The sequence below is a fragment of the Rufibacter hautae genome, from assembly GCF_008271695.1.
Lineage (GTDB): Bacteria > Bacteroidota > Bacteroidia > Cytophagales > Hymenobacteraceae > Nibribacter > Nibribacter hautae.
Window position 1 is genome coordinate 1431956 of the sequence record NZ_VKKY01000003.1, and the last position, 23191, is coordinate 1455146.

The window sequence follows — 23191 nt, forward strand, 5'->3', positions numbered from 1 at the left end:
TGCCATAATTAAAGGTACAAGCCCCAGAGCGATAGTGATCCAGGAACAAGGCAGTTTCGCGGTCGGTGGCACCGTGGTCACGAATCCCGGCACTTTCGATCCTATCAAACACGGTTCCTACAACCCGGTAAACCAACCCTCCGAGGGGCAGACGCTGCACGGAGACCATGCCTATGTCTTTTACCAGGTACCGGTAAAGGCCCGCAGGCTACCCCTGGTGTTCTGGCATGGCCACGGGCAGTCGGCGAAGACCTGGGAGACCACCCCTGATGGGCGCGAGGGATACCAGAACATCTTCCTGCGCCGCCGCTTTCCGGTTTACCTGATGGACCAGCCCCGACGGGGTAGGGCGGCGCGGAGCACAAAGCCCGTCAACATCACGGCTGCCGCCGATGAGCAGCTCTGGTTCGGTATCTTCCGCCTCGGCACCTACCCGGACTTCTACCCGGGGGTGCAGTTTCCCAAAGCCCCGGAGGCCCTGGACCAATTCTTCCGCCAGGGGGTGCCCAATGCAGGACCCTACGATGCCCAGGTGAACATTGATGCCGTCTCTTCCCTGCTTGACAAAGTAGGACCGGGTATTTTGGTCACCCACTCACAGAGCGGCGGCCCGGGGTGGCGCACGGCCATGAAAAACGACAAGGTAAAGGCAGTCGTCGCTTTCGAGCCGGGCGGTGATTTTCCGTTCCCCGAGGGCGAAACCCCGGAAGGCATAAAGCTCGCCGGGCGTACAGTCACCCCGCCGGCCATCCCAATGGCGGACTTCATGAAGCTCACCAAAATCCCTATCATCATCTACTACGGTGACAACATTCCGGAGCAGCCTTCCGAAAACCCGGGCAAGGAGCAATGGCGGGCGTTCCTTGCCATGGCAAAGCAGTTCCGGGATGCGGTGAACCGCCACGGCGGGGACGTGACCCTGGTGCACCTGCCTGAGATAGGGATCAAAGGCAACACCCACTTCCCCATGTCGGACCTGAACAACGTTCAGATCGCTGACCACCTGTCAAAGTACCTTGAAGAGAAGGGCCTGGACTAATCTGGAAACTGTACCCAATCAGTGAGAATGACCCATATTTCCTAGAATGGCACCCCTATGAAGAAACTGCGATTTTATTTCCTGCCTTTTTACGCAGCCCTTGTATTTTGCCTTCCAGTTAGCCTGTATGCGCAGAGCAGACCCCAGGGAACTGAGACTTTGGATGCCAGGCAGCGGCATATCGTTACCATATCCTCCTTCACGGCGAAAGGGGATTTGGCACGCCTGGGTACAGCGTTAAATGCCGGGCTGGACGCCGGGCTGACCATCAACGAGACCAAGGAGGTACTGATTCACCTGTATGCCTACTGCGGCTTCCCCAGGAGCCTTCAGGGGATAAACACGCTCATGGCGGTGCTGGAGAAGAGAAAGGCGGAAGGGACAATAGACAAGGTGGGAAGGGAAGCCACGCTAGCGGTCATTGGGGAAAATAGATACGAGAAAGGGAAAAAGGTACTGGAGGCGCTCACCGGGCAACCGGAGAAGGAGCCTAAAACCGGGTACGCGGCCTTCAGCCCGGAGATAGAGGTGTTTCTGAAAGAGCATCTGTTCGCTGACCTTTTCGGCCGGGGCATCCTGAGTTACCAGGACCGGGAGATCGCCACCATCTCCGCCCTGATCAACCTAGGGGGAGTGGAGCCGATGATGCGGTCCCATATGGCCATAGCGCTGAACCTAGACATCACTGAATCCCAGCTGAGGCACCTGCTTTCCCTCGTGGAGTCGAACGTCGGGAAAAAGGAGGCCGAGTCCGGCAGGCAGGTGCTTGCCGCCTTACTGGCTTCAAGGAAGAAATAAGGGAAAGATAGGAGAGTTACTCCCCAACAGTTCTTTTATCCCCAACAAACCAAAATCTATCCGATATGAAAAATACTGTCAAAAGACTGGCTATCCTGTTCGCGGTGTTCGGCATGCACGCCCTAGAGGCCGAAGCGCAAAACGCAAAGGAAGCGACCCAAGCCCCGGGTGCCCTTTACGCCAAGGGTGTACGGGCCCCAGCCGCCAACTTCACCGGTACCGTCTGGGTGAACATGCTGGTGACCTCCCAGGACAAGCTGGACAGCGGGATTGGGAGCGTCACGTTTGAGGCTGGGGCGAGGACGAATTGGCACAGGCATCCAGGTGGGCAGGTGCTGCTGGTTACCGAAGGCAAGGGCCGCTACCAGGAAAGGGGTAAGCCGCCGAGGGTGATACAAAAGGGTGATGTGGTGAAATGCCCCCCTGGGGTAGACCATTGGCACGGTGCCTCGCCTGATACTGGGCTTACCCATATTGCCATCTCCACCAATGCAGAGAAAGGGGGGGCGGTATGGTTGGAAAGGGTCTCCGATGAGCAATTCAACAGCTTCAAATAAGGTCTTTAGCACTGGAAAGCTGCCCTAGGTCTGAAATCACTGTTTTAATGGAGTCCAGTTATATACCCTCAACTTTAGTGAGGAATTGATCATAAAAGTTTACATTGACCAACATGTGCCTTCATGATTTCATCATCAGCTTGGCAGCAAACAATCAATAGGTTACCAAAAATAAACTTCAGAAATGACACATCAAAAAACCTCCATGAGCAGGCGAACATTCCTGAAAACCTCGGCCCTCGCCGGAGGCGGACTGATGATAAGTTTCACCTGGCTGTCGGCCTTCAGCCCCGCCGAGGCGAAAAGCGATCCTGCCCTTCCGGGAAACTGGGTGGAGATCAACGGGTACATCAAAATCACCCCCGACGGCACCATCAAGATCCTGAACCCCAACCCGGAGTTCGGGCAGAACGTGATGACCTCCCTACCCATGATCATAGCCGAGGAGCTGGACGCGGACTGGCAAAGGGTAGTGGTGGAGATGGGACCGCACGACAGCGTGAAACTGGGGCCGCAGTTCACCGGCGGAAGCAACTCGGTGCGGATGTACTGGAAACCCCTGCGCGAGGCCGGGGCGGCGGCGCGCCAGATGCTGCGGGAGGCCGCAGCCCAGACCTGGGGGGTGCCTTTAGAGGAAGTGACTACCACGTCCGGCGTGCTTTACCATGTGAAAAGCGGCAAATCAGGTGCCTACGGCAGCTTTGCGTCTAAGGCCTCCGGCATTCCCCTCCCCAAAGAAGTGAAGCTGAAAGAGGCGAAGGACTTCAAGGTGGTGGGAAGCTCAAAGAAAAACGTGGAGGGTCGGAAAATCGTCACCGGCGGGCCCCTTTTCGGGTTGGACTACCAGCAGCCGGGCATGCTGATCGCCATGATCGAGCATCCGCCCGCCTTCGGGATGAAGCTGAAATCCTTCGATGCATCCGAGGCCCTGAGAATGCCAGGCATCACCGATGTCTTCACCCAAAAACTGTATGAGAACGGCTTCGAGCAGGGCGGTTTCGACACCCGGACCTTCAACGACCTGCTGGTGGTGGTGGGCAAGACCACTTGGGAGGTGATGCAGGCCCGCAAGAAACTGAAAGCCCTGTGGGAACCCGCCGGCGACACCAAGGACACCATGGGCGGAAGGGGCCAAAAAAGGGAAGTCATCGTTCCCGGGGAGCTGGAAAGCACGGACGCCCAGCTCCGGAAAATGCAGGAATACGCCGCCAAACCCGCCCAACAGCTGAGGAAGGACGGCGACCCCGAGACGGCCTTCAAGAATGCGGCCCAGGTCATTGAGCGCACCTACAACGCCCCTTTCCTGGCCCACAACTGCATGGAGCCGATGAACTTCTTCGCCCATGTCACGGAAGAGAAAGCTTTGCTAGTGGGTCCGCTGCAGGCCCCGGGTTGGACAGAGCCCACCCTTGCCAAGATCCTGAACCTGCCCCCTGACAAGATCGAGATCCGGATGACCCGCATGGGTGGGGGCTTCGGCCGCCGGGCCTACGGACATTACCTGACAGAGGCGGCCCTGATCTCCAGGAAGGTGAAAGCGCCGGTCAAGCTGGTCTACACCCGCGAGGACGATATGACCTACGGCATCTACCGGCCCATGTACACGGCCACCTACCGGGCCGCCCTGGACAAAGACAAAAAACTGGTTGCCTTCCACGTGAAAGGCGGCGGCATCCCCGAGCATCCCATCCACGCCAACCGGTTCCCGGCCGGGGCGGTCGACAATTACCTGGCCGAGGGATGGCAGATCCCCTCCAATATCACGATTGGGGCTTTCCGGGCACCTCGGTCAAACTTCAACGCGGCCGCCGAGCAATCGTTTTTGGATGAGTTGGCCGAGGCGATGGGCAAGGACCCGATCGACCTTCGGCTGGAGCTGCTGAAACGGGCCAAAGAGAACCCCGTGGGGAAGAACAACGAGTACGACGCCGACCGCTACGCCGGGATTCTGAAACTGGTGCAGGAAAAATCGGGGTGGAACAAGGCCGAAAACAAGAAATACAGCCGGGGCGTGGCCGCTTATTTCTGCCATAATTCCTATGCGGCCCATGTGGTGGATATGGTCATGAAAGACGGTCAGCCCTACGTGGAGCGGGTGTTCAGCGCCATTGACTGCGGGATCGTGATCAACCCCGACGCGGCCACGAACATGGTGCAGGGAGCCGTGGTGGATGGGATTGGGAACGCTTTCTACGGGGGGCTCACGCATAAGAACGGGGCCGCGGAACAGACCAACTTCCATAATTACCGGATCATCCGGATGCACGAGGCCCCTAAGAAGGTCGAGGTCCATTTCGTACAGAACGACATTGACCCCACCGGTTTGGGCGAGCCGCCCTTCCCGCCCGTTTTCGGGGCCGTGGCGAACGCCCTGTACAAATCGGTCGGCAAACGCTTCTACCAACAGCCCTTCAGCCCGCAGCTGAATAATTCCAGTATCCTTTGATCCATTGAATTTCCACCGTTTATACCTTCGCCATGATCAAACTTACCATCAATAAGAAACCTTATCAAGTGGAAGTAGACCCGGATACCCCGTTGCTGTGGGTGCTCAGGGATGCGCTTGGCCTAGTCGGGACCAAATACGGCTGCGGCGTCGCCCAGTGCGGGGCGTGCGTGGTGCACCTCAACGGGGAGGCGGTGCGTTCCTGCGTCACGAAGGTGAGCCGGGCTGCCGGGCAGAAGGTGGTCACCATCGAGGGGCTTGCGGCAAAGGCCGACCATCCCGTGCAGAAGGCCTGGCTGGAGCTGGACGTGGCCCAGTGCGGTTACTGCCAATCGGGGCAGATCATGGCAGCCGCGGTGCTCCTGAAAGAGAACAAGAACCCGACGGACGCCGACATCGACGCGGCAATGGCAGGCAACATCTGCCGGTGCGGAACCTACCTGCGGATCCGCGAGGCCATCCATCTGGCGGCGGAGATGCAGCGCAAGGGCAGCAATGGCTAACACCGGCGGGATAGGCTGCCCATAAAGACTCAATACAAGAGCCTTCAGAAACCTATGCCAAGCATCATAGGCGGAAATAGGCCTAGCAGTAGGTCAACACACATCAGCTTCGAAACAGAATCTTTCTATGAAACAGCATCCTGAATACGGAACCCGTACTTCGGCATTGATGAAAATCATAACCACATTGTCGGTCTTTATCTTTCTTGTTACAGCGGTTACCACGGTGTACAGCGGCGATTATGTAATTTCCAAGAGTACGGAAACCAGGTTAACTGACAGCGTACCCGTACCTTTAAAGGCGGAACGGGACAGCGTGGCGTCGGTGCAGGCCTTTAGCAAAGTCTACAAGGTGCTGATGAGCCCCCGCTGCATGAACTGCCACCCGGCTGGCGATGTCCCGCTGCAGGGGGATGACAGCCACCTGCACACCATGCTGCCCCAGCGCGGCGTGGACGGCAAGGGCGTTTATTCCATGAAATGCGGGAACTGCCACCAACCTGAGAACACCCCTGGCCTGAACACCCCGCCCGGCAACCCGGAGTGGCACCTGCCGCCGGCCCGCATGAAGATGATCTTCCAGGGCAGGACACCCCACCAATTAGCCAAACAGCTCGTGAACCGCAAGCAGAACGGAGATAAATCTTTGGAGAAGTTGCTGGAGCACGCCGATGATACGCTGGTGTTGGCAGGCTGGCACCCCGGGGAAGGACGCACGTTGCCGCCTATGAGCCATGCTGAGTTTAAAAAGGCTTGGACTACTTGGATAGTAAAGGGAGCTTATGCCCCAAATCCTTAAATAGAATGAACTAATGCCGCACCATTGGATTGGTAATCCTAGGAACACCTAGAGGTGTCAATTTCATTAAAACAAACATCAGCCGCATTTCCTTAACGGGTATGCGGCTTTTTTGCATTTACTTCTTCGAATACCCTATTGCTCTGGGGAAAATGGCGGTGAAATGAACTAGGCTTATCTACAGAAATTCAAAGGAATTAATTATAGGTTACCAAGCAAATAGACACGGAACCCAGGTCTTCCCAAATCCCGAAAAACGGCCGTTTACTAGGACATTGGTGTTTATTCTAACGCCTGCCTGTGTTGATTATAGAAGTGTCCCAGATGGACATCCCACAAATCAAATCTGCATGATGTTTATGAGAAGGTATTTGTGAGATGCCTTACTTTAAAAGATAACCGACTACTCGCCTAGTAGAGTTAGCACCACTTAGTCAAATCAGCTGAGTATTTCGCTTCAAAATAATCCCTGCCTCAAATACTCAGTTGGCTGCTTGTTTGGCTATGTTCTGTTGCCTACTTTCGCTTCAGTTCTAGCAAATGTCTAAATTGAAGTGATATGGAGATAAAAGAGACGCCTGCCAAGGCCATCATCTACACCCGCGTGTCCACCGGAGGGCAGACCACCGACCGGCAGGCGAGGGACCTGCGGGAGACCGGCTACGAGGTCGCGGAGGTGTTCTCCGAGAAGGTGTCCGGGTTCAGCAAGTCGATAGGGGAGCGGCAGGAGCTGCAGAAGGCCCTGGCCTACCTGGAAAAGGAGGGGGTCAAGTGCCTGCTCATCCACGAGATCTCCCGCCTGGGCCGCAACACCACCGAGGTGCTGAACCTCTTGAAGGAGCTGGAGGGGAAGGGTGTCTCGGTCTACATCCACAACCTGGGCCTCACCCTCTCGGCGGAGAACGACTCCAACCACGTCTTCACCAAGCTCGTGATCACCATCATGGCGGACCTTGCCCGGATGGAGAGCGAGCAGCTGAGCCTCAGGATCAGGTCCGGCATCCGCAGCCGCAAGGCCGACGGGCTCCATACAGGTAGGAAGGTCGGCTCCCAGGAAAGCCGGGAGAAGTTCCTGGCCAAGCACAAAGAGGTGATCAGGTACCTGAGGCTGGGCCGGTCCTACCAGGAGATCACCAAGCTTACCGGGGCCGCGCCCTACACCATCTCCAAGGTGAAGAAGGCGCTGGCCGAAGGGTAGGGGAAACGGGTTCCTCCCGGGTCTCAGGTTCCCAGGTCCCGGGGACAAGCCGGCGCAGGACAGATTCGCCAACTGCGCCAGGTGTGTCTCGGTGGGGTTTCTTGGGTCCATATCTACCTTTACGTTGGAATGCGGGAAGCGTGCGTGACGGGAGAAATGCAACGCAGGGCAGGGTAAGAACGGAACCCCTGGGAGAGATTCCCCGCCTGTACTGTGGCTGTGGAGGGGTAGCCCGAAAGAACCCTCTATTCCGACTCCCTCCTTCTGCCCTCAGGCATGCCACCGGACTTCCGCTCCGCCCCGGACGCTTGCCCACCTATGGCATTCCCACAAAGCAATGTACTTTTATATTATTCGCGCAAAAGCTTGTATTAAATAAATAATATATACATATTAGAATAATCATTTGCACTACCACCTGAATACAGCCAGAACCTCGGCCGGCCTGTGCGCCGCCGCCGCTGTCCCCCGATAGCCTTTCCCCACCAAAACCCATATAAGGATGGAAACAACGGAGATGAGCCGACGGGTGGCTCCCTACCTTCAGCCCGGCAAGGCGCCCGCCCTCTCGGGCGATTACCTGGAGTTCCCGCTGAATGACCCGGGCGAGGGCCTGCTGGCCAACGCCTTCTACTTCGGGCACCCCGGGTGGGCCGAGGAGTACCTGACCTACTGCCACCGCAGCGAGGCCTTCACCGGCCGCTGGAAAGCCGCCATCGGGGACTGGGCGGGGAAGGTGGTGGTGGACATCGGCTGCGGCCCGGGCAACGTCTACGCCTCGCTGGGGGGCGGGCCCGCCCTGCTGATCGGGGTGGACGTGGCCCCGGCCTCCCTGCGCCTGGCCAAGGGGCTGGGCTACGCCACGGTGCTGGCGGACGCCTCGGACCTGCCCTTCGCCTCGGGCTTCGCCGACGTGGTCACCCTCAACGCCACGCTCCACCACTGCCAGGACATGGGGGCGATCCTAAGGGAGGCGGCCCGGCTGGTGAAACCCGGCGGGCTGCTGGTCACCGACCACGACCCGCAGCGCAGCGCCTGGGACTACCGGGGGCTGGCCAAGCTGCTGTGGGACGCGCGCCTGGTGATCTACAAGCTCGCCAAGCACAGCTTCCACAAATCGGGTGACCAGCAGGCCCGGGCCCTGGCCTCCGAGCTGCACCACCGACCGGGCCACGGCGTCACGGAAGGGTTCTTCCAGGGCATCCTCCAACCGCTGGGCTTCGAGGTGCGGGTCTACCCCCACAACCACGGTCTGGGGGCCGAGGTACTGCAGGGGCAGGCGGGCCCGGCCGAGTTCAAGTACCGCCTGGGCAACCTGCTCTCCTACCGCAACCCCGACGCGAAAACCAGCGCCCTCACCCTGATGTGCGTGGCCCGGAAGCCCTCCGCCGACGGTCTCCGGGAAAGCCCGGCCGCAGCGAAAAAGGCAGAAAGCGCCTACCCACAGCGGTGACCATCCCTGACCGGCCATTCTCGGTGGCTGCCGCCTTCCCTTGTCTCCGGAGCCTCCGGGTACCCGGTGGGCTGTTGAGGGATGGATTTTTCCGGCACATGGCAGAAGCTACACATATGGAGCGCTGGGGCAGGAAAACCGACCTTCTTTTCGCGGCCTTGGCCCTTACCGCCATCGGCGGCATGGGGACCCTGGCCTGGCTGGCCTGCTCGGGCGGGGACGGCTCCCGCTACGCGGCCCCCGCACTGGTTCTCCTGCTGCTCCTGTACCTGGCCTTGGGTCTCCTGGGCCCGGCCCCCAAGGCAGGGGGCGGGAACCCTGCGCCCGCGGCATGCCCAGGCCCACCGGCCGTGGGGAGCGGGGAAGCCCCAACCCGAATGCAGGTATCCTACCGGCTGGGCGCTGGGAACAGGGCCGGGCACCCTGCTCGGAAGGCCGCCCCTGAGCGGGGATACTCCCCGAAACGCCTCTGGCCACGGGGCAAAAAAGAAGCCGCACACCTTTAGGGGATGTGCGGCTTGTATGGTTGCCTTGAAACGATACCTTTCCAGAGCGCATGCGGATAGACGGTAAATGCCTCAAAGCATCATGGTAGACTCTGATACGGGCTAATTGCCAGGGGGTTGCTCACCATCCCTCGCTCCATACCAAGAAATCCTCCGAGCAGAACCTGTTCAGGGCGTAGCTGTAGGCTGCGTGGAAGCTGGAGAATCCCGTGTAGACGGTGCCCCCTCTCTTGACATAGTAGGGCTTTGGGACATAGGGGCCTAGGTTCTTCTTGGGGTGGGTGGCTTGGGTCATCGTGGTCTTTTCTGTTGTTTGTCTTAAGGCGGTTACGGTCAGCCTATTGCAGGGTTATACTTTGCTCTTCGCTAGCTTTCTGATTAGATCCAGGGCCTCTGCGGTAAGGGGCTTGAGGAGGTAATCGAATGGTCCGAGTCCTTTGGCCTGTTCGGCGTATTGGCGGGGTTTGGCATTGGAGAGCAGGACTATCTTCGGGGTGAGCGGTAGTTGGCGGCAGGCTTCCAGGAACTCGAATCCGTCCATATCGACCAAGTACGGGTCGAGGAGGATGAGGTCAGGGCAGGCGGCTGCTTCCTCTGGGGTGGCGCAGCACCTGAGCAGCATCTCGTGGGCCTGCTCCCCGCTGTCGGCGGCGTTGATTTCCTCGGTGAACCCTGCCTGCTGCATGAGTATGGTGCTGAGATACGCGCTGATGGGGTCGCTGTCCACTAACAACACCTTCTTGAATCTTTTCATTTCCGCCTGGGCTTGGGTGCGCTGGGTTGCCGAACCATACGGTTGGCGCTAATAGTGGGGGGAGAGTAAAGGTACAAAAAAAAGCAGCCGCGCACCTCTTGGGATGCGCGGCTGTAATCGACTTTAATTCCCCTCAGAGCGCGAGCGGGTAAGGGGTTGACAGACAATCATGAAAACGGGAATCTAGTACTTAGTCATACCCCTGGGTGTTCACCAAGTTTCAGGGATGCCTAAATACAGGTGTTTAAACTTGATAATTAGGTATTTATATGTTAAATAGGGTATTTATATGTTAAGCAGTGCGGTTTATACCTAAGGGGACCATACACAGAGGGGCGGTGAAAGGGGAGGGTCAGATGGTTTGGGTAGACCCATATCCTTTATCCACATACAGTCTATTGATAGAATATGACAAGAACAACAGAGCCTATGCCGCGATTGGGGAAAGGAACCAGACGCAACACCCTTACACTAGTGATTGTTTTGGGTGCCGCTTCCCTGGGGGTTGTGTACATGCACAGGGAGAATTATGCCGCCAATGCGGTGATGATGGTAGCCCTGGTGTTCTCTCTTATCGTGGTCTTCTTTGTCTTAGAGCGGCTCACGAGGCAGTGAAACAACGCATCTGACAGGATATTCCTCTTTATTGAATTTTGCCTATCATTTGCCAAGAAACCACAAAGCTGATGGGTACCGCGGCCTGTGGTTGCTTTGGGACGTAGCTGGCGAAAGCGGATAGTGGTAAGTGTTTCAAAGCACCATTTGGAAGTTTGTAGTTCGGGCTCATTCCAGTAAGTTGCCTCACCAGCTCTTCTTTGTACTTGGGGTCCTTTCCTAAAAGGCCAAATGGTACGAAACTGTACCCGAAACAGGTGCAATCCGCTCGGATTGCACCTGTTTCGGGGGACAATCATCCAACCAAAAAGGGAAAGTGGTACAGAACTGCACCACTTTGAGTACCTGTTTTACCAATAATTTTCAGGTAAGCACCTGTAAATCAATAAAAACAGTAAAAATAGGCATTTTAACGGGTGTGAAACCACACCCAACCCCACGTCCCGCGCTGCGGACCGGGTGCAATTGCACTTGGTCCGCAGCTGATATATGAGCGGGTTGCTGGGCGATTTGCGCCTGTCCTATTCCTTAGGTACGCCAACCTGACTATTCATGAATGCTTGGAACTCCTGCTCGCTGATCAAGTTCTCTGCCGCGAAACCCTTGGTGCTGCCGAGGGCATACGCCTTGTTTCCCTCACTCTCGCGCTGCAGGGCTTCGGCCACCACCTGCGCGAAGGACAGCGGCTTCTCCCCGGCATGCAGCAGGGAAGGGACTTCCGGGTAGTGGAACAGGACCTGCCCGCCATGGCAGTGGTCATAGTATTCCTGGGCCGTGCCGAACCGGTTCCCGTAGCGGCCCTGGTCGGCGCAGGCCTGGTCCAGCACGAAGGGGACGAGCCGGCCGTCACGGAGGTAGAAGCCCAGCGTGAGGGTATACCGCTGTCCACCGTGGGAGAGGCTGCCGACCGTCAGGTGGCTCACCTTCTGCCATTGGTACTCTTGGTGGGGGGTGGGGACCAGCCCGCTCGCCTGGTGGCGGGTGTAGAAAAGGACGAACAAGTCCTGGCAGGGAACGGTGGACTCCACGGTGAGGTCCACCGCCAGCTCCTCTTCTTTGTCTAAATCCTGAAGGTAGATCAGCATGTCGTTATGGTTTGGTGAAAGGGTTCTCGCCGCCGCTCTGGAAGCACCATGCCCCAGGAGGCAGCCCACCAAAGATACTAAATGCAGACTATAGTCCGTGGAGCGGAGACCCTTATTTAGGCTCCTTTGTGCATACTATAGTCACAGATGGAGGAGAGGGCGTTCGGGTCGGTCATGCAGGAGCTCAGGAAGGGGAAGGGGTTGAGCCAGGAGGAGCTGGCCTTCCGCTGCGGTCTGGACCGCACCTACATCTCCCTGCTGGAGCGGAGCCTCAGGGTGCCCACCATTGTGACCCTCTTCAAGGTCAGCGTTGTGCTGGAAATCAGGCCCGAGGAGTTCATCGCCCGCATGAACGTGCAGGACCGAAACTATGGGGAAGGAAGCCATCTGGATCAGTGAAATACCTTGGAGCCTTTTCGTGCGCAGCTTCTGCCCATTGGGCCCATAGCTGGTTGAGAGTAGGCAGTGCAATCAGAAACCTCGGATGTTCCTATAACAACCTAAGCAGTAGGACGTATAAAACCCATAATCAATGCTTCCGGCAGTCCGTCTTTACCCGCTTGCGCTCTGAAGAAACAATGCCTGGAGTACTTTCTGTCTTTATCCGCATGCGCTCTGAAGACAGTGTTTGAACCCATTTTGGACTTGCTCCAAAAAATAGACCGCGCATCTTATGAGGTGAGCGGTCTATTTTTTTGTGCGGTCACCCTGCTCTGATCCTGCCATTTGCTAGAACTGAAGCAAAACTAAACGCACTAAACTGCCTAGGCAAGCAAAAAATAAAGCGTTTGAAGTATGTGTTATTTTGAAGTGAAACATTTTGGAAAATATATATTCAACGCTTAGAATATTGTAAATTTGAAAGCCTGTAGTTTGCGGCCTTGTTGACCCTGCCAGTACCCATGAGGTCCCTTATTCTCGCTCTGTTGCTTCTTCCCTCTCTTTGCCTTGGCCAATCGGCCAGGCCATCCAATAACCAGGTTTCCATCGGGACGATCGAAACCATTCATTCCACCATCCTGGAAGAGGACCGGGAGGTTTGGGTGTATGTGCCTAAGGGGGCCGGGGGCAAAACGCGCTACCCGGTGATGTACCTCCTGGATGGGAGGGACTTTTTCCATTCCATGTCGGGGATAGTAGCTGAACTGGGCTCGGTCGGAAGGATGCCCAAAATGATCGTGGTAGGCATCATCAACAATGACCGGGGAGGCGACTTCACCCCCACCCGCTCCATGTTCAGCCGGGACGGGATGGTAGACCCTGATTTCAGGAACTCGGGCCGGGGGGAGAAATTCCTCTCCTTTGTCCAGGGGGAGCTGATGCCCTATATCGAGTCCCGCTACAATACGGAGCCCTACCGCATGCTGGTGGGCCACTCCCTCGGGGCCCTGGCGGTCCTCCATGCGCTGGTGAACCACCCATCCCTGTTCAACTCCTATGTGGCCATAGATCCCAGCGTTTGGTGGGACAATCATCTCATTGCCAAACAGGCCCAGAAAACCCTGACCCAGAAAGACTACGCCGGGAAAAGCCTCTTCTATGCAGTCTCCAACACCATGGAGAGGGGAATGGATACGATCCGGGTCATCAAAGACACAGCGTATGCCAACGGCAACGTACGCAACCACTTCCATTTCAGGGAGGTTCTCCGGAAAAGCAAGAACCTGGCATGGGCTTGGAAATACTACCCGGAGGACAACCACTCCTCGGTGCCGCTGCCCTCCCAGTATGACGCGCTGCGTCAGCTCTTCAAGAAGTATGAGATGGGTAAGGAATTGGGTGATTCCACCATCACGGTGGAGTACATCAGAGACCATTACCGTGCGGTATCCGCCATGCTGCAGTACCCTGTTGCGCCTTCCGAAGGTACTGTCAACATTCTGGGCTATACCGCACTAGGCAATAAACAGTACGGCAAGGCTTATGAGTTCTTTAATATGAACATTGACAACTACCCCACCAGCGCCAATGCCTTTGACTCTATGGGCGACTACTATCTGGAGCGGGGGGATAAGGAGAAAGCCATGGAAGCCTTCAGAAAAGCGCTGTCTCTGGAGGAAGTGGCCGAAACCAGAAAGAAGCTGGAGATGCTACAGGCAAAGGAATAGAACGGCCGCTGACCATGCTTTGCCCAGGATTTGGAAGATGCGTTCGCACCCATGCCGGGCGAGCGCATCCGTCTGCAGCTCCAGCCTTTGGTCTTGGGTGGAGCCCCTTGCGTATCCTATCTTCATGAACCTATCTCATAATCTGTCTCAAAAAATAATAAACCATTTTGATTTCTGAGATGGCTATTCGGGACGGAATAGAAGTCATAAAGGCAGGTCAAGTACAAGACCAAGTTTAACCCAACAAACGGGTGGAACCGGGGAAGCCCTTTGGGAGTAGAGAGGGCAGAGCGCTTTACGGGGCAGCCATTGCCCCTGCCTTGCGGCTCTTGGCTGACCGCTTCCCCAAAGCCCAGATCATTAAGTATCAAACCCTTAGGCATATCGTATCCCATGGGAAAAAACCTTGAGCAGCTCCAGGGCGTCCAGCGAACCCTGGAGCAAGTGCGCGACCAGGGACAGGTCTCCCTCTCGACGGTGCAGGAGCTTATCTCCAGAGCCCTGGAGGAGATATCCGCGGCTGAGGCGGGCAGGCACCACCACCCGCTCTTTCTCAGGGCCGAAAAGGGGTTGAGGGAGGCCAGGGAGAAAGCCCTGGGGCACTACACGGAGGACGCTGCCCATGCGGCTATCACCGTGTTTCTCTACGAAAAAGGCGCACTTTAGCCGTTGCAAGGTGGTGCCCCCTTTTTAAGGCGATTGGGGCTTCCAGTGACAAAGGCCCCTACAGGAAAGCCGGAAGAACAATGAAAGAGAGGGAAGAGTTACACAAAAAATAGATTAGCTCGCAGGAGGGTAAGTACCACTTGGGGCCCTTCTGCGTAATACAGCTCAAAGGCACTAAACTGTAAAGGTGAGCCTACCACAGCATAAAACTATGGACCAAGATAAAGTAAGCCTCATCCAGGAGAGGTTCCCGCAGCTGGAGCCCGCCCTGTTGCAAGAAATCGCACAAGCAGGCACCGTCAAACACCTGAAGCCCGAGGATGAGGCCCTGAGAACCGGGCAGTTCCTGAAATCCAATGTGCTGGTGCTGGACGGCCTGGTGAAAGTCTACCGCGAGGACGAGGAGGGCGATGAGTTCCTGATGTATTACCTGGAGGGCGGGAACGCCTGCGCGCTGTCCATGATGTGCGCTGCCCGCAACGAGCAGAGCCAGGTGATGGCCAAGGCTGTGAGCCCCTCCGAGGTGCTCATGATCCCGGCACACGTCTCCGAGCAATGGCTGGCCAAATACCACAGTTGGCATAACTTCATCATCGCCTCCTACCGTGCCCGCTTCGATGAACTGCTCCAGACCCTGGACAGCATCGTATTCAAAAGCCTAGACGAGCGCCTGGTGTTCTACCTGAAACGCCATCAGAAAGTGATGGGCCGGGAAGTACGTCTCTCCCACCAACAGATTGCGGAGGAACTCAACAGCTCCCGGGAGGTGATCTCCCGCCTCCTGAAGAAACTGGAGCAGACGGGGGCGGTTAACCTGCAGCGCAGCTACATAGAAATCAAAAACCTGGACCTGTTCTAGGTCTGTGACAATAGTCACTGTAGCCCTCTAACCCCCACCCTACCTTTGTAGTGTTCATTCATAGAAACACTACAAAAGATGGAAATACTAGGCTACATCGCGGCGTTGGTCATCGGCGTGTCATTGGGGTTGATCGGAGGAGGCGGCTCCATCCTGACCGTACCGGCGCTGGTTTACCTGCTGGGTCTGAACCCGGTAATCTCCACCGCCTACTCGCTCTTTATCGTGGGCCTCACCAGCCTGGTGGGCAGTTACCGCTTTTACAGGCAGGGGTTGGTGAGTCTGAAGACAGCTGTAGTCTTCGGGCTTCCTTCCATTGTAGCGGTGTATGCCACTAGGCGCTACATCGTGCCCGCTGTCCCGTTGAGTATCTTTACCATCGGTGGGTTCGAGGTCACCAAAGGCATCCTACTCATGCTCCTGTTTGCCGGGTTGATGGTGTTCGCCTCCATCAGCATGATCAGGCAGAACAGGAAACCAGATGCATTGGCGGACGAGAACCTGGACCATGGCATACTGGAAGAAAACGGCACTCCGGAAACCCACCCGGAGCCGAAATTCAACTACGCCGGCATCCTGGCAGAGGGCGCAGTGGTGGGAACCCTGACAGGCTTGGTGGGGGCAGGCGGCGGCTTTTTGATCATTCCGGCGCTGGTGCTCTTCTCCAAACTGGACATGAAGATGGCGGTGGGTACCTCCCTGCTCATCATCGCGGCCAAATCCCTCTTCGGGTTCATGGGCGATGTGGCTAACTATGGGATCGACTGGGCTTTCCTGGGCGTCTTCTCCTCCCTTTCCATTATGGGCATCTTCCTCGGGTCCTATTTCTCGGCCAAGATACACGCTGACAAACTGAAGACTTCCTTTGGCTGGTTTGTGCTGGTGATGGGCGTGTACATCATCGCCAAAGAGCTTTTCCTTTGATCTCAGGGTGCTGCCCTTGTGTGACCTAAGTCACTGACCGGGCTTTCTTCGCCCGCTATTTTTGTATCGCAGAACTTAATAAACCAAAGATAAACACCATGTTAGTAGAACAGATATATACCGGTTGCCTGGCCCAAGGCGCCTATTACGTGGAGAGCAAGGGCGAGGCGGTCATCATTGACCCGCTCCGCGAGATCCAGCCTTACCTAGCCAAGGCAGAAAGCCGCGGCACCAAGATCAAATACGTGCTGGAGACGCACTTCCACGCCGACTTTGTGTCCGGACATGTGGACCTGGCAAAGGCATCTGGCGCCCGGATCGTGTTCGGCCCTAACGCGGAGACTACCTATGACGCCTACATCGCCCAAGACGGCGAGGAGTTGAGGGTGGGCGGGGTGACCATTAAGGTACTGCACACCCCCGGCCATACCATGGAGTCTACCACTTATCTCTTACAAGACGAGAACGGAAAAGACTACGCCCTCTTCTCCGGGGACACGCTCTTCATCGGGGACGTGGGACGCCCGGACCTGGCCGCCAAGTCGGAGCTGACCCAGGAGCAACTGGCCAGTCACCTGTATGAATCGCTCCGGGATAAAATCATGCCGCTGGGGGATGACGTTCTGGTGTACCCGGCGCACGGCGCCGGATCGGCCTGCGGAAAGAACATGAGCAAGGAAACGGTTGACACCTTGGGCCACCAGAAAGAAACGAACTACGTCCTGCGCGCCGACATGACCAAGGACGAGTTCGTCAAAGAAGTGACCCATGGCCTCACCCCGCCGCCCAGCTACTTCCCGCTGAACGTGCTGATGAACAAACAGGGCTACGGCAACATAGCCGACGTGCTGGAAAAAGGCTTGCAGGCCCTGGACTCGGAGGCGTTTGAAGCGGCCGCCAACAAGACTAGCGCTTTGGTGCTGGACACCAGGAAACCGGAGGACTTTGCCCAGGGCTTCATCCCCAACGCCATCAACATCGGCATCGACGGAGGTTTTGCCCCGTGGGTGGGCACGCTGATCCCGGACATCAAGCAGCAGATCCTGCTGGTGACGGAAGAGGGCCGCGAAGAAGAGGTGGTGACCCGTCTGGCCCGCGTGGGCTATGACTACTCCATAGGTTACCTGAAGGGCGGTTTTGCCGCCTGGCAGAACGCAGGCAAAGAGACCGACTCCATCACCTCTATCTCCCCGACTGAGTTCGAGCAGCGCTACCGGCAAGACAGCACCCTGAAAGTGGTGGACGTGCGCAAACCAAGTGAGTACCTGTCGGAGCACGTGGAGACCGCAAGCAACGCGCCTCTCGACAACTTGAATGACTACCTGGCGGAAATACCGAAGGACCAGGAAGTATTCCTGCACTGCGCCGGGGGGTACCGCTCCATGATTGCGGCGTCCATCCTGAAAGCCAGAGGGTATGACAACTTGGTGAACGTGCTGGAGGGTTTCAGAGGCATCTCCGGGACCGACGTACCTAGGACAGCCTTCGTGTGCCCGTCTACCTTCTTCAGGCAGGGGGCAAATTAAGCGTCAACAGCAATCATTTACGGGTAGTGGATTGCATCAACTACCTGCGTGACATAAGTCACTGAACCAGGCCGGCAATGTCCCGACTTTCGCAGAGTGATTTGGGACCAGGCGAAAGGCGTCTGAAATGAAGGAAGAGTGATGATCTGCTTTAAGTTGTTAAGCAGGCTAAAACAGAATTGTTGATAGAGAATAAGTCAGTCCCAATCCGAGTTCAAATACACCTTCAAAAAGCGAGTTCAAATACACTTTAAAAATAAGAGCTATGTCTAATCAACTTGATCCAACCCCCAATTACTTCCAGGACCTGGACGGCAATGACTTCAAAGCTGCCTTCACCCGAGCAGGAAAAGCCGAGCTGCTGGACGTGCGAACCCCGGGCGAGTTCGCCTCCGGGTCCATACCAGGGGCTAAGAACCTGGATATGATATCCCCTAGTTTCAAAACGACCATAGCCAAGCTGGACAAGGGCAAAGAGTACTTTGTCTTCTGCCGCAGCGGAAACCGGAGCGGTTCGGCTTGTCAACTATTGTTCGAAAAAGGCTTGAAGGCATACAACCTGCAAGGCGGCATAGGCGCTTGGCCCAGGTAATCGACTATATACGGAACCAAGGGAATCGATAGGGCTTCCATTAAAAAAATCAAAATATGTTAGAAACACTCAGTCAACCATGGCCTTGGCACGTGTCCGGTGCGGTCATCGCCTTTATCATGGTGGTCATGCTCTTCTTCGGGAAATCGTTCGGGTTCTCGGCCAATCTCCGGATCATCTGCGCCGCCTGCGGGGCCGGGAAGCGGGTCCCGTTCTTTGACTTCAACTGGAAAAACCAAATATGGAACATCCTGTTTCTGGTAGGTGCCATCTTGGGCGGGTGGATTGCCTCCACCTTTCTGTCTAACGGCGAGGCGGTCCAGATCTCTCAGGCTACCATCCGGGACATACAGCAATTGGGCTTCTCCGCGCCACAGGGCATGCAGCCGGAGGAGCTGTTCGGGATGGAGGCGCTGTCCGGCTTAAAAACCATTGCGCTTCTGTTGGGCGGAGGTTTGCTGATCGGATTCGGTTCCAGGTACGCCGGAGGCTGTACGTCCGGGCACGCCATCAGCGGGCTGTCAGACCTGCAGTGGCCCTCCCTGGTGGCGGTCATCGGCTTCTTCATAGGGGGCCTAATCATTACTTTCCTCCTGTACCCGCTCATTTTCTAAATAGGGTTATTCACACGAGTATTTAAAGACAAAGAAACGTGAAAGGATTGAAATTCATATTGATGGGGATTCTATTCGGGATTGTGATGAGCAAGTCCGAGGCCATCTCCTGGTACCGCATCCAGGAGATGTTCCGGTTCCAGTCGTTCCACATGTACGGCATCATCGGTACGGCCGTGGTATTGGGTGCCATTGCGGTGTATCTGATTAAGAAATTCAAAATGCGTGACTACCAGGGCAACCTTATCACCTTCACGCCCAAAGAGAAGTCCATCCCACGCTATCTGCTGGGGGGCATCATCTTCGGGTTGGGCTGGGCTCTAGTGGGTGCCTGCCCAGGACCGCTGTTCGTAAACCTTGGTTATGCGAACTGGCCTATTTTCATCACCATCTTCGGCGGCGTAGTAGGGACCTATCTGTACGGTGCACTTAGAGACAGACTGCCTCACTAAATTAATTGCTGTTCCTATAATGTCTTCTTATGTTCAGAAGGCAGATGGCTGCCATTTCTTAAAGGTGCCGTTTCCCGGAATATCGCAAGACTCGATTACAATTGTAGGTAGCCCTCAGAGACAGAAGCCAACATATAAGTCAACGCAGGATGCACCGTTGCGGTCAACACAACCCTGCTCTATGGAATACCTTACTTCCTACCGTGATATCCTGCCATCTATAATTTAAAGAACATCCACTGCGGTTTGGTGCACCTGGTTCGGTTGTATCCCTGTTGGAGTCTCTGCCCCGATGGTAAGCCCTCTTCCCTTTAAATCCTACCAAATGCCAGATACGCCTTGGGCAGCGGTTTGGCACGGGGGGGCTAAGCACCCTACCGTACCCTAATCAATGAAACAGGGTGCCGGCAAACCCATTGTTTGCTTACGGCACCCTGTTCTCAGGTTACGGGGTATTCACTGGCTTTGAGTCCGCTCACTCCCTTTTGAGCAGTTTCACGGAACTCACCCCGGCTTTGCTGACCTTGCGGGCCAGGTACATGCCCTCGGCCATGCCCCTGCCGTCCACCTCGACCCGGATCACCTCGTTCGCCTTTGCCCTTCCAGCCTTGAGCTGCCGCACCAGGTTCCCCTTCAGGTCGTAGAGGTTGATGGCGTAGTCCTCGCCCCTCGTAGACTTGAACTGGACGGTGGCCCTGTCGCTGAAGGGGATCGGGTAGGCCGCCAACTTGGTATCCCTTGCGACGGCTTCCCTGGCGACGGCTTTCTTGGTGAGGGCAAGGTTGGAGGTGGACGGTGCGGCGGCGGACCTTATGGCTGGGGCAGCGGTGACTGCCTCATCATAGTTATCGCAGTCCGTCGCCTCCGACACGCAGGTGGTGCCAACCCTCCTTACCGTGATGCTGAAGCCCGCCCCGGCGGCTAGGCCAGGGAAGATGGGGCTGGGTTGCCAGGTCGCCCCCCCGTTCTTGCTGTACTCGTATTGGGAGCCTACCGGGGCGGTCACCGTCACCGTGCCGGTGGAAGGCCCGCAGAGGGACGGCTCCACCACCGTCACGGCAGGCCGGATGACTTCGTCCGGCTGGGTGATCGTCTCGGAGGTCGTGGACTCGCAGCCGGCCGCGTCGGTGACGGTCAGGGTGTAGGTCCCGGGGACAAGGCCGGTCAGGTCTTCGTTATCCCCCTGCCCCGCAGGGATCATGCCCCCGCCGGTTGCTTCCCAGGAGAACGTATAAGGGGGCGTGCCGCCGGCAACGGTGGCGTTGACCGCCCCGTCGGCATCCCCGAAGCACGTCACGTTGGTCGCCACGGAGCTGGCGGTCAGGCCGGTGGCAACGGCGATGGCGGGCAGGGTACCGCATTTAGGGGCGATGAGCGCGGAGTTGACGGTGGCGCAGGTACTGTTCGGAGAGGCATCCGTCCAGGCCAGGAACAGGTTGGTCAGCTCTATGGTGGAGCCGCACTCATAGGTGATCTCCGTACCGGTCAAACCGGAGTTGGAGGCGGGGGAATTTACGATTTCCCTGACCAGGACCACGTCAAAAGGCAGGCTCGAAGTATCGTTTTTAGCAATGGGACCGTCGCAACCGGTCACCTCGGCGTTGTAGGTCACCTGGCCGGAGCTGTTCTTGATGACGAGGTTCCCCCAAAAGGAGAAGGCCCTGCGGAGGGAACTCGTCTTGTTATAGATGGAGAGCTCCAGCGGGGCGGTTATCAGCTCACCCGGCTCGCAGGATTGGCATTCATCCACCAGCAACCGGGCCCTCACCAGCTCCAGATCCTTGGAGGTACACCTGCTGGCGGAAGGCAGTTGCACTTGGGCAAAGGATGTGCCGGCCATGAGCAAGAGGACCGCGAATAAGAAGGCGACCCGCCAGAACCTGAGCGGAGATATTGACGATTTGGCGCCACCATCCTCTGCGGCGGCGGAAACCAAAGGGACGGAAAAGAACAGATTTTTCATGATGATAACGGAATGAATGTTGGATAGAACTGAGGTGATAGCAGCCAATTAACTCAACCGGAGGGCAGCGACTCGTTTTGTTCAGGCACAGGAATGCACCGGATGGTTCCTTCGGGGAACCACCTGCTAGAGTTTGGGCCTGAGAAAAAGAAGGATGCCTTATCGGTTAAGACCTAAGGCGGGAAAAGAAAGAACTGTGGGTTCCTTCATAGGTGGGCGCAAAGCGGGACAGGAGCGAACCTGAAGCAGGAGGTCGCAGCAGACAAACGGCAAGGTCGGATCGAATCACGCCCTGATTATTGGTGGGCAACAGACCTCCATGTTTACCTGTACAGGATTGTAGGATGAATTTAATAAAAAATATAGGTAAAGCAACAATAATCTATTAAACTTTATGTTAAATAAACCAGCCCTATCTCCGATTCACAACTGACACATAAACTACATGTTATTTCCTTCACATGGAACCCATGAGTCCGATCATGCTTTGGCCTGCTTTCTCCGCCCATAGGCTTGCCTTTGCGAACTCGGAGGCCTGAGGGAAACCTCTCCCGCCGTTTATGTACGGGAGCCATCCTTCCCATGGTCAAGGTTGCCCCACTGCCCAGGCCATACCGTGCCTGACATATTGTTCCATCAGGGATACCTTGGGTATCCAACCAAGGTATTCCCCGACCTGTGCTAAAATATCCGATGTTTAGCTTGTACCTTCCTTGGAAATAATTATCTTAATTTACCATTAGATTTTTGTTTAAGTGGAATGTCCTACCATACAGCAGGTAGGTTTCCTAAGTAAAAAGGGCACCCGTTAGGTGTCTTTTTTATTGGGATGGTATGGAGTTTAGCCTTATGGGAATGCGTTGGTTTGCCTAGGCGGCTAAGCGTTCCCTCCTAAATGGATTTCGCCATTGGGCAGTCCAGCGGTGCGCGTAAAAAGGACCCGGTGCTTGCGCCGTCATAAGCTGCGCCCGGGGAAGCGCCACTCACCCTGTTATTTACGGTCACGCCAAGGAGACGCATTCTTTTTTTCGTCCTATGATTCTGGCTTTTGCCATATATCCCTTATTTTGCGGAGCCGATGGTTTAAAAGTCTGTCAACCGTCGGCTTCAGTATGTATCTCACGATACATGAACCCTGTGGGCCACCTTCCTTGTCAGCTGGCGGCCCGCAGGGTCCTTCTCTCCCGGGCACCTTGGTTCACGTTGGAACCTATACCGAATAGTAAGGGGTAAGTACCCTGTCCCCGGAGATATATGCCACCCATCGTTTTTCGGGTCACAGGGAGTGCCCCTATCCGCTTGCGCTCTGGGGGAAACGGATCAGCCCTCCCACAGCCGTACCCCTTCCCTGGGTAGGGCTTCTTTTTTGCCCCATGCCCTGGATGCGTTCAAGGGAGTACCTCCTTCCAGAGGCGTTTTCCAGGGCAGGGTGCCCATCCCGTTCCTCTGACTCAATTCGAGACGATGCCAGCGCGGGCTCGGGGCCCTTACCCCCGGGTTTGGGCAGTAGTTCCAGGAGGCTCATAGCCATGTACAGGAGTAGCAGCAGAACCAATGCGGGAACCGCGTAGCGGGAGCTGCCCGCGCCTGAGCGGGCCAGCCAGGCCAGGGTCCCCATGCCTACGATGGCGGCCAGCGCCAATAACGCAAAAGGGAGGCCGGACCTTCTGCCGGCGCGCTCCATTGCTTCCATCCTTTTCTGGTTTTACTGTGGAGTAAGGCTTCCGAGTGGGG

24 protein-coding genes are annotated in these 23191 nt (G+C 56.5%); 19 read left to right on the top strand and 5 right to left on the bottom strand.

Annotated features, from left to right (window positions below):
- Positions 1-34 precede the first annotated feature (34 nt).
- The 9 genes from FOA19_RS22260 to FOA19_RS23485 all read left to right on the top strand — a co-directional run bounded on the left by FOA19_RS22260 (position 35) and on the right by FOA19_RS23485 (position 9299).
- Positions 35-1039, top strand: a complete 1005-nt coding sequence (locus FOA19_RS22260; RefSeq protein ID WP_190300515.1) for an alpha/beta hydrolase — start codon at positions 35-37, stop codon at positions 1037-1039.
- Positions 1040-1096: 57 nt separating this feature from the next.
- Positions 1097-1837 (top strand): carboxymuconolactone decarboxylase family protein, encoded by a 741-nt coding sequence (locus FOA19_RS22265; RefSeq protein WP_149093037.1) that lies wholly within the window; start codon positions 1097-1099, stop codon positions 1835-1837.
- 65 nt (positions 1838-1902) lie between these two features.
- Positions 1903-2394, top strand: a complete 492-nt coding sequence (locus FOA19_RS22270) for a (R)-mandelonitrile lyase (protein ID WP_149093038.1) — start codon at positions 1903-1905, stop codon at positions 2392-2394.
- 205 nt (positions 2395-2599) lie between these two features.
- Positions 2600-4840 (top strand): xanthine dehydrogenase family protein molybdopterin-binding subunit, encoded by a 2241-nt coding sequence (locus FOA19_RS22275; RefSeq protein WP_394344110.1) that lies wholly within the window; start codon positions 2600-2602, stop codon positions 4838-4840.
- A 32-nt stretch (positions 4841-4872) separates the two neighbouring features.
- On the top strand, positions 4873-5343 hold the full coding sequence (locus FOA19_RS22280) for a (2Fe-2S)-binding protein (RefSeq protein ID WP_123128132.1): 471 nt from the start codon (positions 4873-4875) through the stop codon (positions 5341-5343).
- A 127-nt stretch (positions 5344-5470) separates the two neighbouring features.
- Entirely contained in the window at positions 5471-6142 is a 672-nt protein-coding gene (locus FOA19_RS22285; protein WP_223809018.1) for a hypothetical protein, read from the top strand.
- 559 nt (positions 6143-6701) lie between these two features.
- Positions 6702-7340, top strand: a complete 639-nt coding sequence (locus FOA19_RS22290; RefSeq protein ID WP_149093040.1) for a recombinase family protein — start codon at positions 6702-6704, stop codon at positions 7338-7340.
- A gap of 502 nt (positions 7341-7842) precedes the next feature.
- The gene (locus tag FOA19_RS22295; protein ID WP_223809019.1) at positions 7843-8793 is read left to right on the top strand and encodes a class I SAM-dependent methyltransferase; all 951 of its coding nucleotides are present in this window, start codon (positions 7843-7845) and stop codon (positions 8791-8793) included.
- A 98-nt stretch (positions 8794-8891) separates the two neighbouring features.
- The gene (locus tag FOA19_RS23485) at positions 8892-9299 is read left to right on the top strand and encodes a hypothetical protein (protein WP_190300516.1); all 408 of its coding nucleotides are present in this window, start codon (positions 8892-8894) and stop codon (positions 9297-9299) included.
- A 349-nt stretch (positions 9300-9648) separates the two neighbouring features.
- Here FOA19_RS23485 and FOA19_RS22305 read toward each other — a convergent pair whose 3' ends face one another.
- Positions 9649-10053, bottom strand: coding sequence for a response regulator (locus FOA19_RS22305; protein WP_149093041.1), 405 nt, complete (start codon positions 10051-10053; stop codon positions 9649-9651).
- 408 nt (positions 10054-10461) lie between these two features.
- On the opposite strand from FOA19_RS22305, the gene FOA19_RS22310 reads away from it, so the two are divergent.
- The gene (locus FOA19_RS22310; RefSeq protein ID WP_149093042.1) at positions 10462-10668 is read left to right on the top strand and encodes a hypothetical protein; all 207 of its coding nucleotides are present in this window, start codon (positions 10462-10464) and stop codon (positions 10666-10668) included.
- Between the two features lie 521 nt (positions 10669-11189).
- On the opposite strand, the gene FOA19_RS22315 is transcribed toward FOA19_RS22310, so the two are convergent.
- Positions 11190-11753 (bottom strand): hypothetical protein, encoded by a 564-nt coding sequence (locus tag FOA19_RS22315; RefSeq protein WP_149093043.1) that lies wholly within the window; start codon positions 11751-11753, stop codon positions 11190-11192.
- Positions 11754-11900: 147 nt separating this feature from the next.
- On the opposite strand from FOA19_RS22315, the gene FOA19_RS22320 reads away from it, so the two are divergent.
- Both FOA19_RS22320 and FOA19_RS22325 read left to right on the top strand, forming a co-directional pair.
- Positions 11901-12152, top strand: coding sequence for a helix-turn-helix domain-containing protein (locus tag FOA19_RS22320; protein ID WP_149093044.1), 252 nt, complete (start codon positions 11901-11903; stop codon positions 12150-12152).
- 503 nt (positions 12153-12655) lie between these two features.
- The gene (locus FOA19_RS22325) at positions 12656-13861 is read left to right on the top strand and encodes an alpha/beta hydrolase-fold protein (RefSeq protein ID WP_149093045.1); all 1206 of its coding nucleotides are present in this window, start codon (positions 12656-12658) and stop codon (positions 13859-13861) included.
- On the opposite strand, the gene FOA19_RS23770 is transcribed toward FOA19_RS22325, so the two are convergent.
- Entirely contained in the window at positions 13844-13987 is a 144-nt protein-coding gene (locus tag FOA19_RS23770; RefSeq protein ID WP_149093046.1) for a recombinase family protein, read from the bottom strand. The genes FOA19_RS22325 and FOA19_RS23770 overlap by 18 nt on opposite strands.
- A gap of 267 nt (positions 13988-14254) precedes the next feature.
- Here FOA19_RS23770 and FOA19_RS22335 point away from each other — a divergent pair, with 267 nt between their 5' ends.
- The 7 genes from FOA19_RS22335 (at position 14255) to FOA19_RS22365 (ending at position 19494) form a co-directional block, all read left to right on the top strand.
- On the top strand, positions 14255-14527 hold the full coding sequence (locus FOA19_RS22335; RefSeq protein WP_149093047.1) for a hypothetical protein: 273 nt from the start codon (positions 14255-14257) through the stop codon (positions 14525-14527).
- A gap of 211 nt (positions 14528-14738) precedes the next feature.
- Positions 14739-15386, top strand: coding sequence for a Crp/Fnr family transcriptional regulator (locus tag FOA19_RS22340; RefSeq protein ID WP_149093048.1), 648 nt, complete (start codon positions 14739-14741; stop codon positions 15384-15386).
- A 78-nt stretch (positions 15387-15464) separates the two neighbouring features.
- Complete coding sequence (locus FOA19_RS22345; RefSeq protein WP_149093049.1) at positions 15465-16310, top strand: sulfite exporter TauE/SafE family protein; 846 nt, start codon at positions 15465-15467, stop codon at positions 16308-16310.
- Positions 16311-16408: 98 nt separating this feature from the next.
- Complete coding sequence (locus FOA19_RS22350) at positions 16409-17836, top strand: MBL fold metallo-hydrolase (protein WP_149093050.1); 1428 nt, start codon at positions 16409-16411, stop codon at positions 17834-17836.
- A 265-nt stretch (positions 17837-18101) separates the two neighbouring features.
- On the top strand, positions 18102-18428 hold the full coding sequence (locus FOA19_RS22355) for a rhodanese-like domain-containing protein (RefSeq protein WP_149093051.1): 327 nt from the start codon (positions 18102-18104) through the stop codon (positions 18426-18428).
- 56 nt (positions 18429-18484) lie between these two features.
- Positions 18485-19042 carry a YeeE/YedE family protein gene (locus FOA19_RS22360; RefSeq protein ID WP_223809020.1) on the top strand — a complete coding sequence of 186 codons (558 nt, stop codon included), beginning with the start codon at positions 18485-18487 and terminating at the stop codon, positions 19040-19042.
- 38 nt (positions 19043-19080) lie between these two features.
- Positions 19081-19494 carry a YeeE/YedE family protein gene (locus FOA19_RS22365; RefSeq protein WP_149093052.1) on the top strand — a complete coding sequence of 138 codons (414 nt, stop codon included), beginning with the start codon at positions 19081-19083 and terminating at the stop codon, positions 19492-19494.
- Between the two features lie 475 nt (positions 19495-19969).
- Here the strand turns inward: FOA19_RS22365 and FOA19_RS22370 are convergent, their stop codons facing one another.
- Positions 19970-21457: a T9SS type A sorting domain-containing protein gene (locus tag FOA19_RS22370; RefSeq protein WP_149093053.1), complete on the bottom strand. Its 1488-nt coding sequence runs from the start codon at positions 21455-21457 to the stop codon at positions 19970-19972.
- A gap of 1291 nt (positions 21458-22748) precedes the next feature.
- A complete protein-coding gene (locus FOA19_RS22375; RefSeq protein WP_149093054.1) occupies positions 22749-23150 on the bottom strand; it encodes a hypothetical protein in 402 nt (133 codons plus the stop codon).
- Positions 23151-23191: the final 41 nt, after the last annotated feature.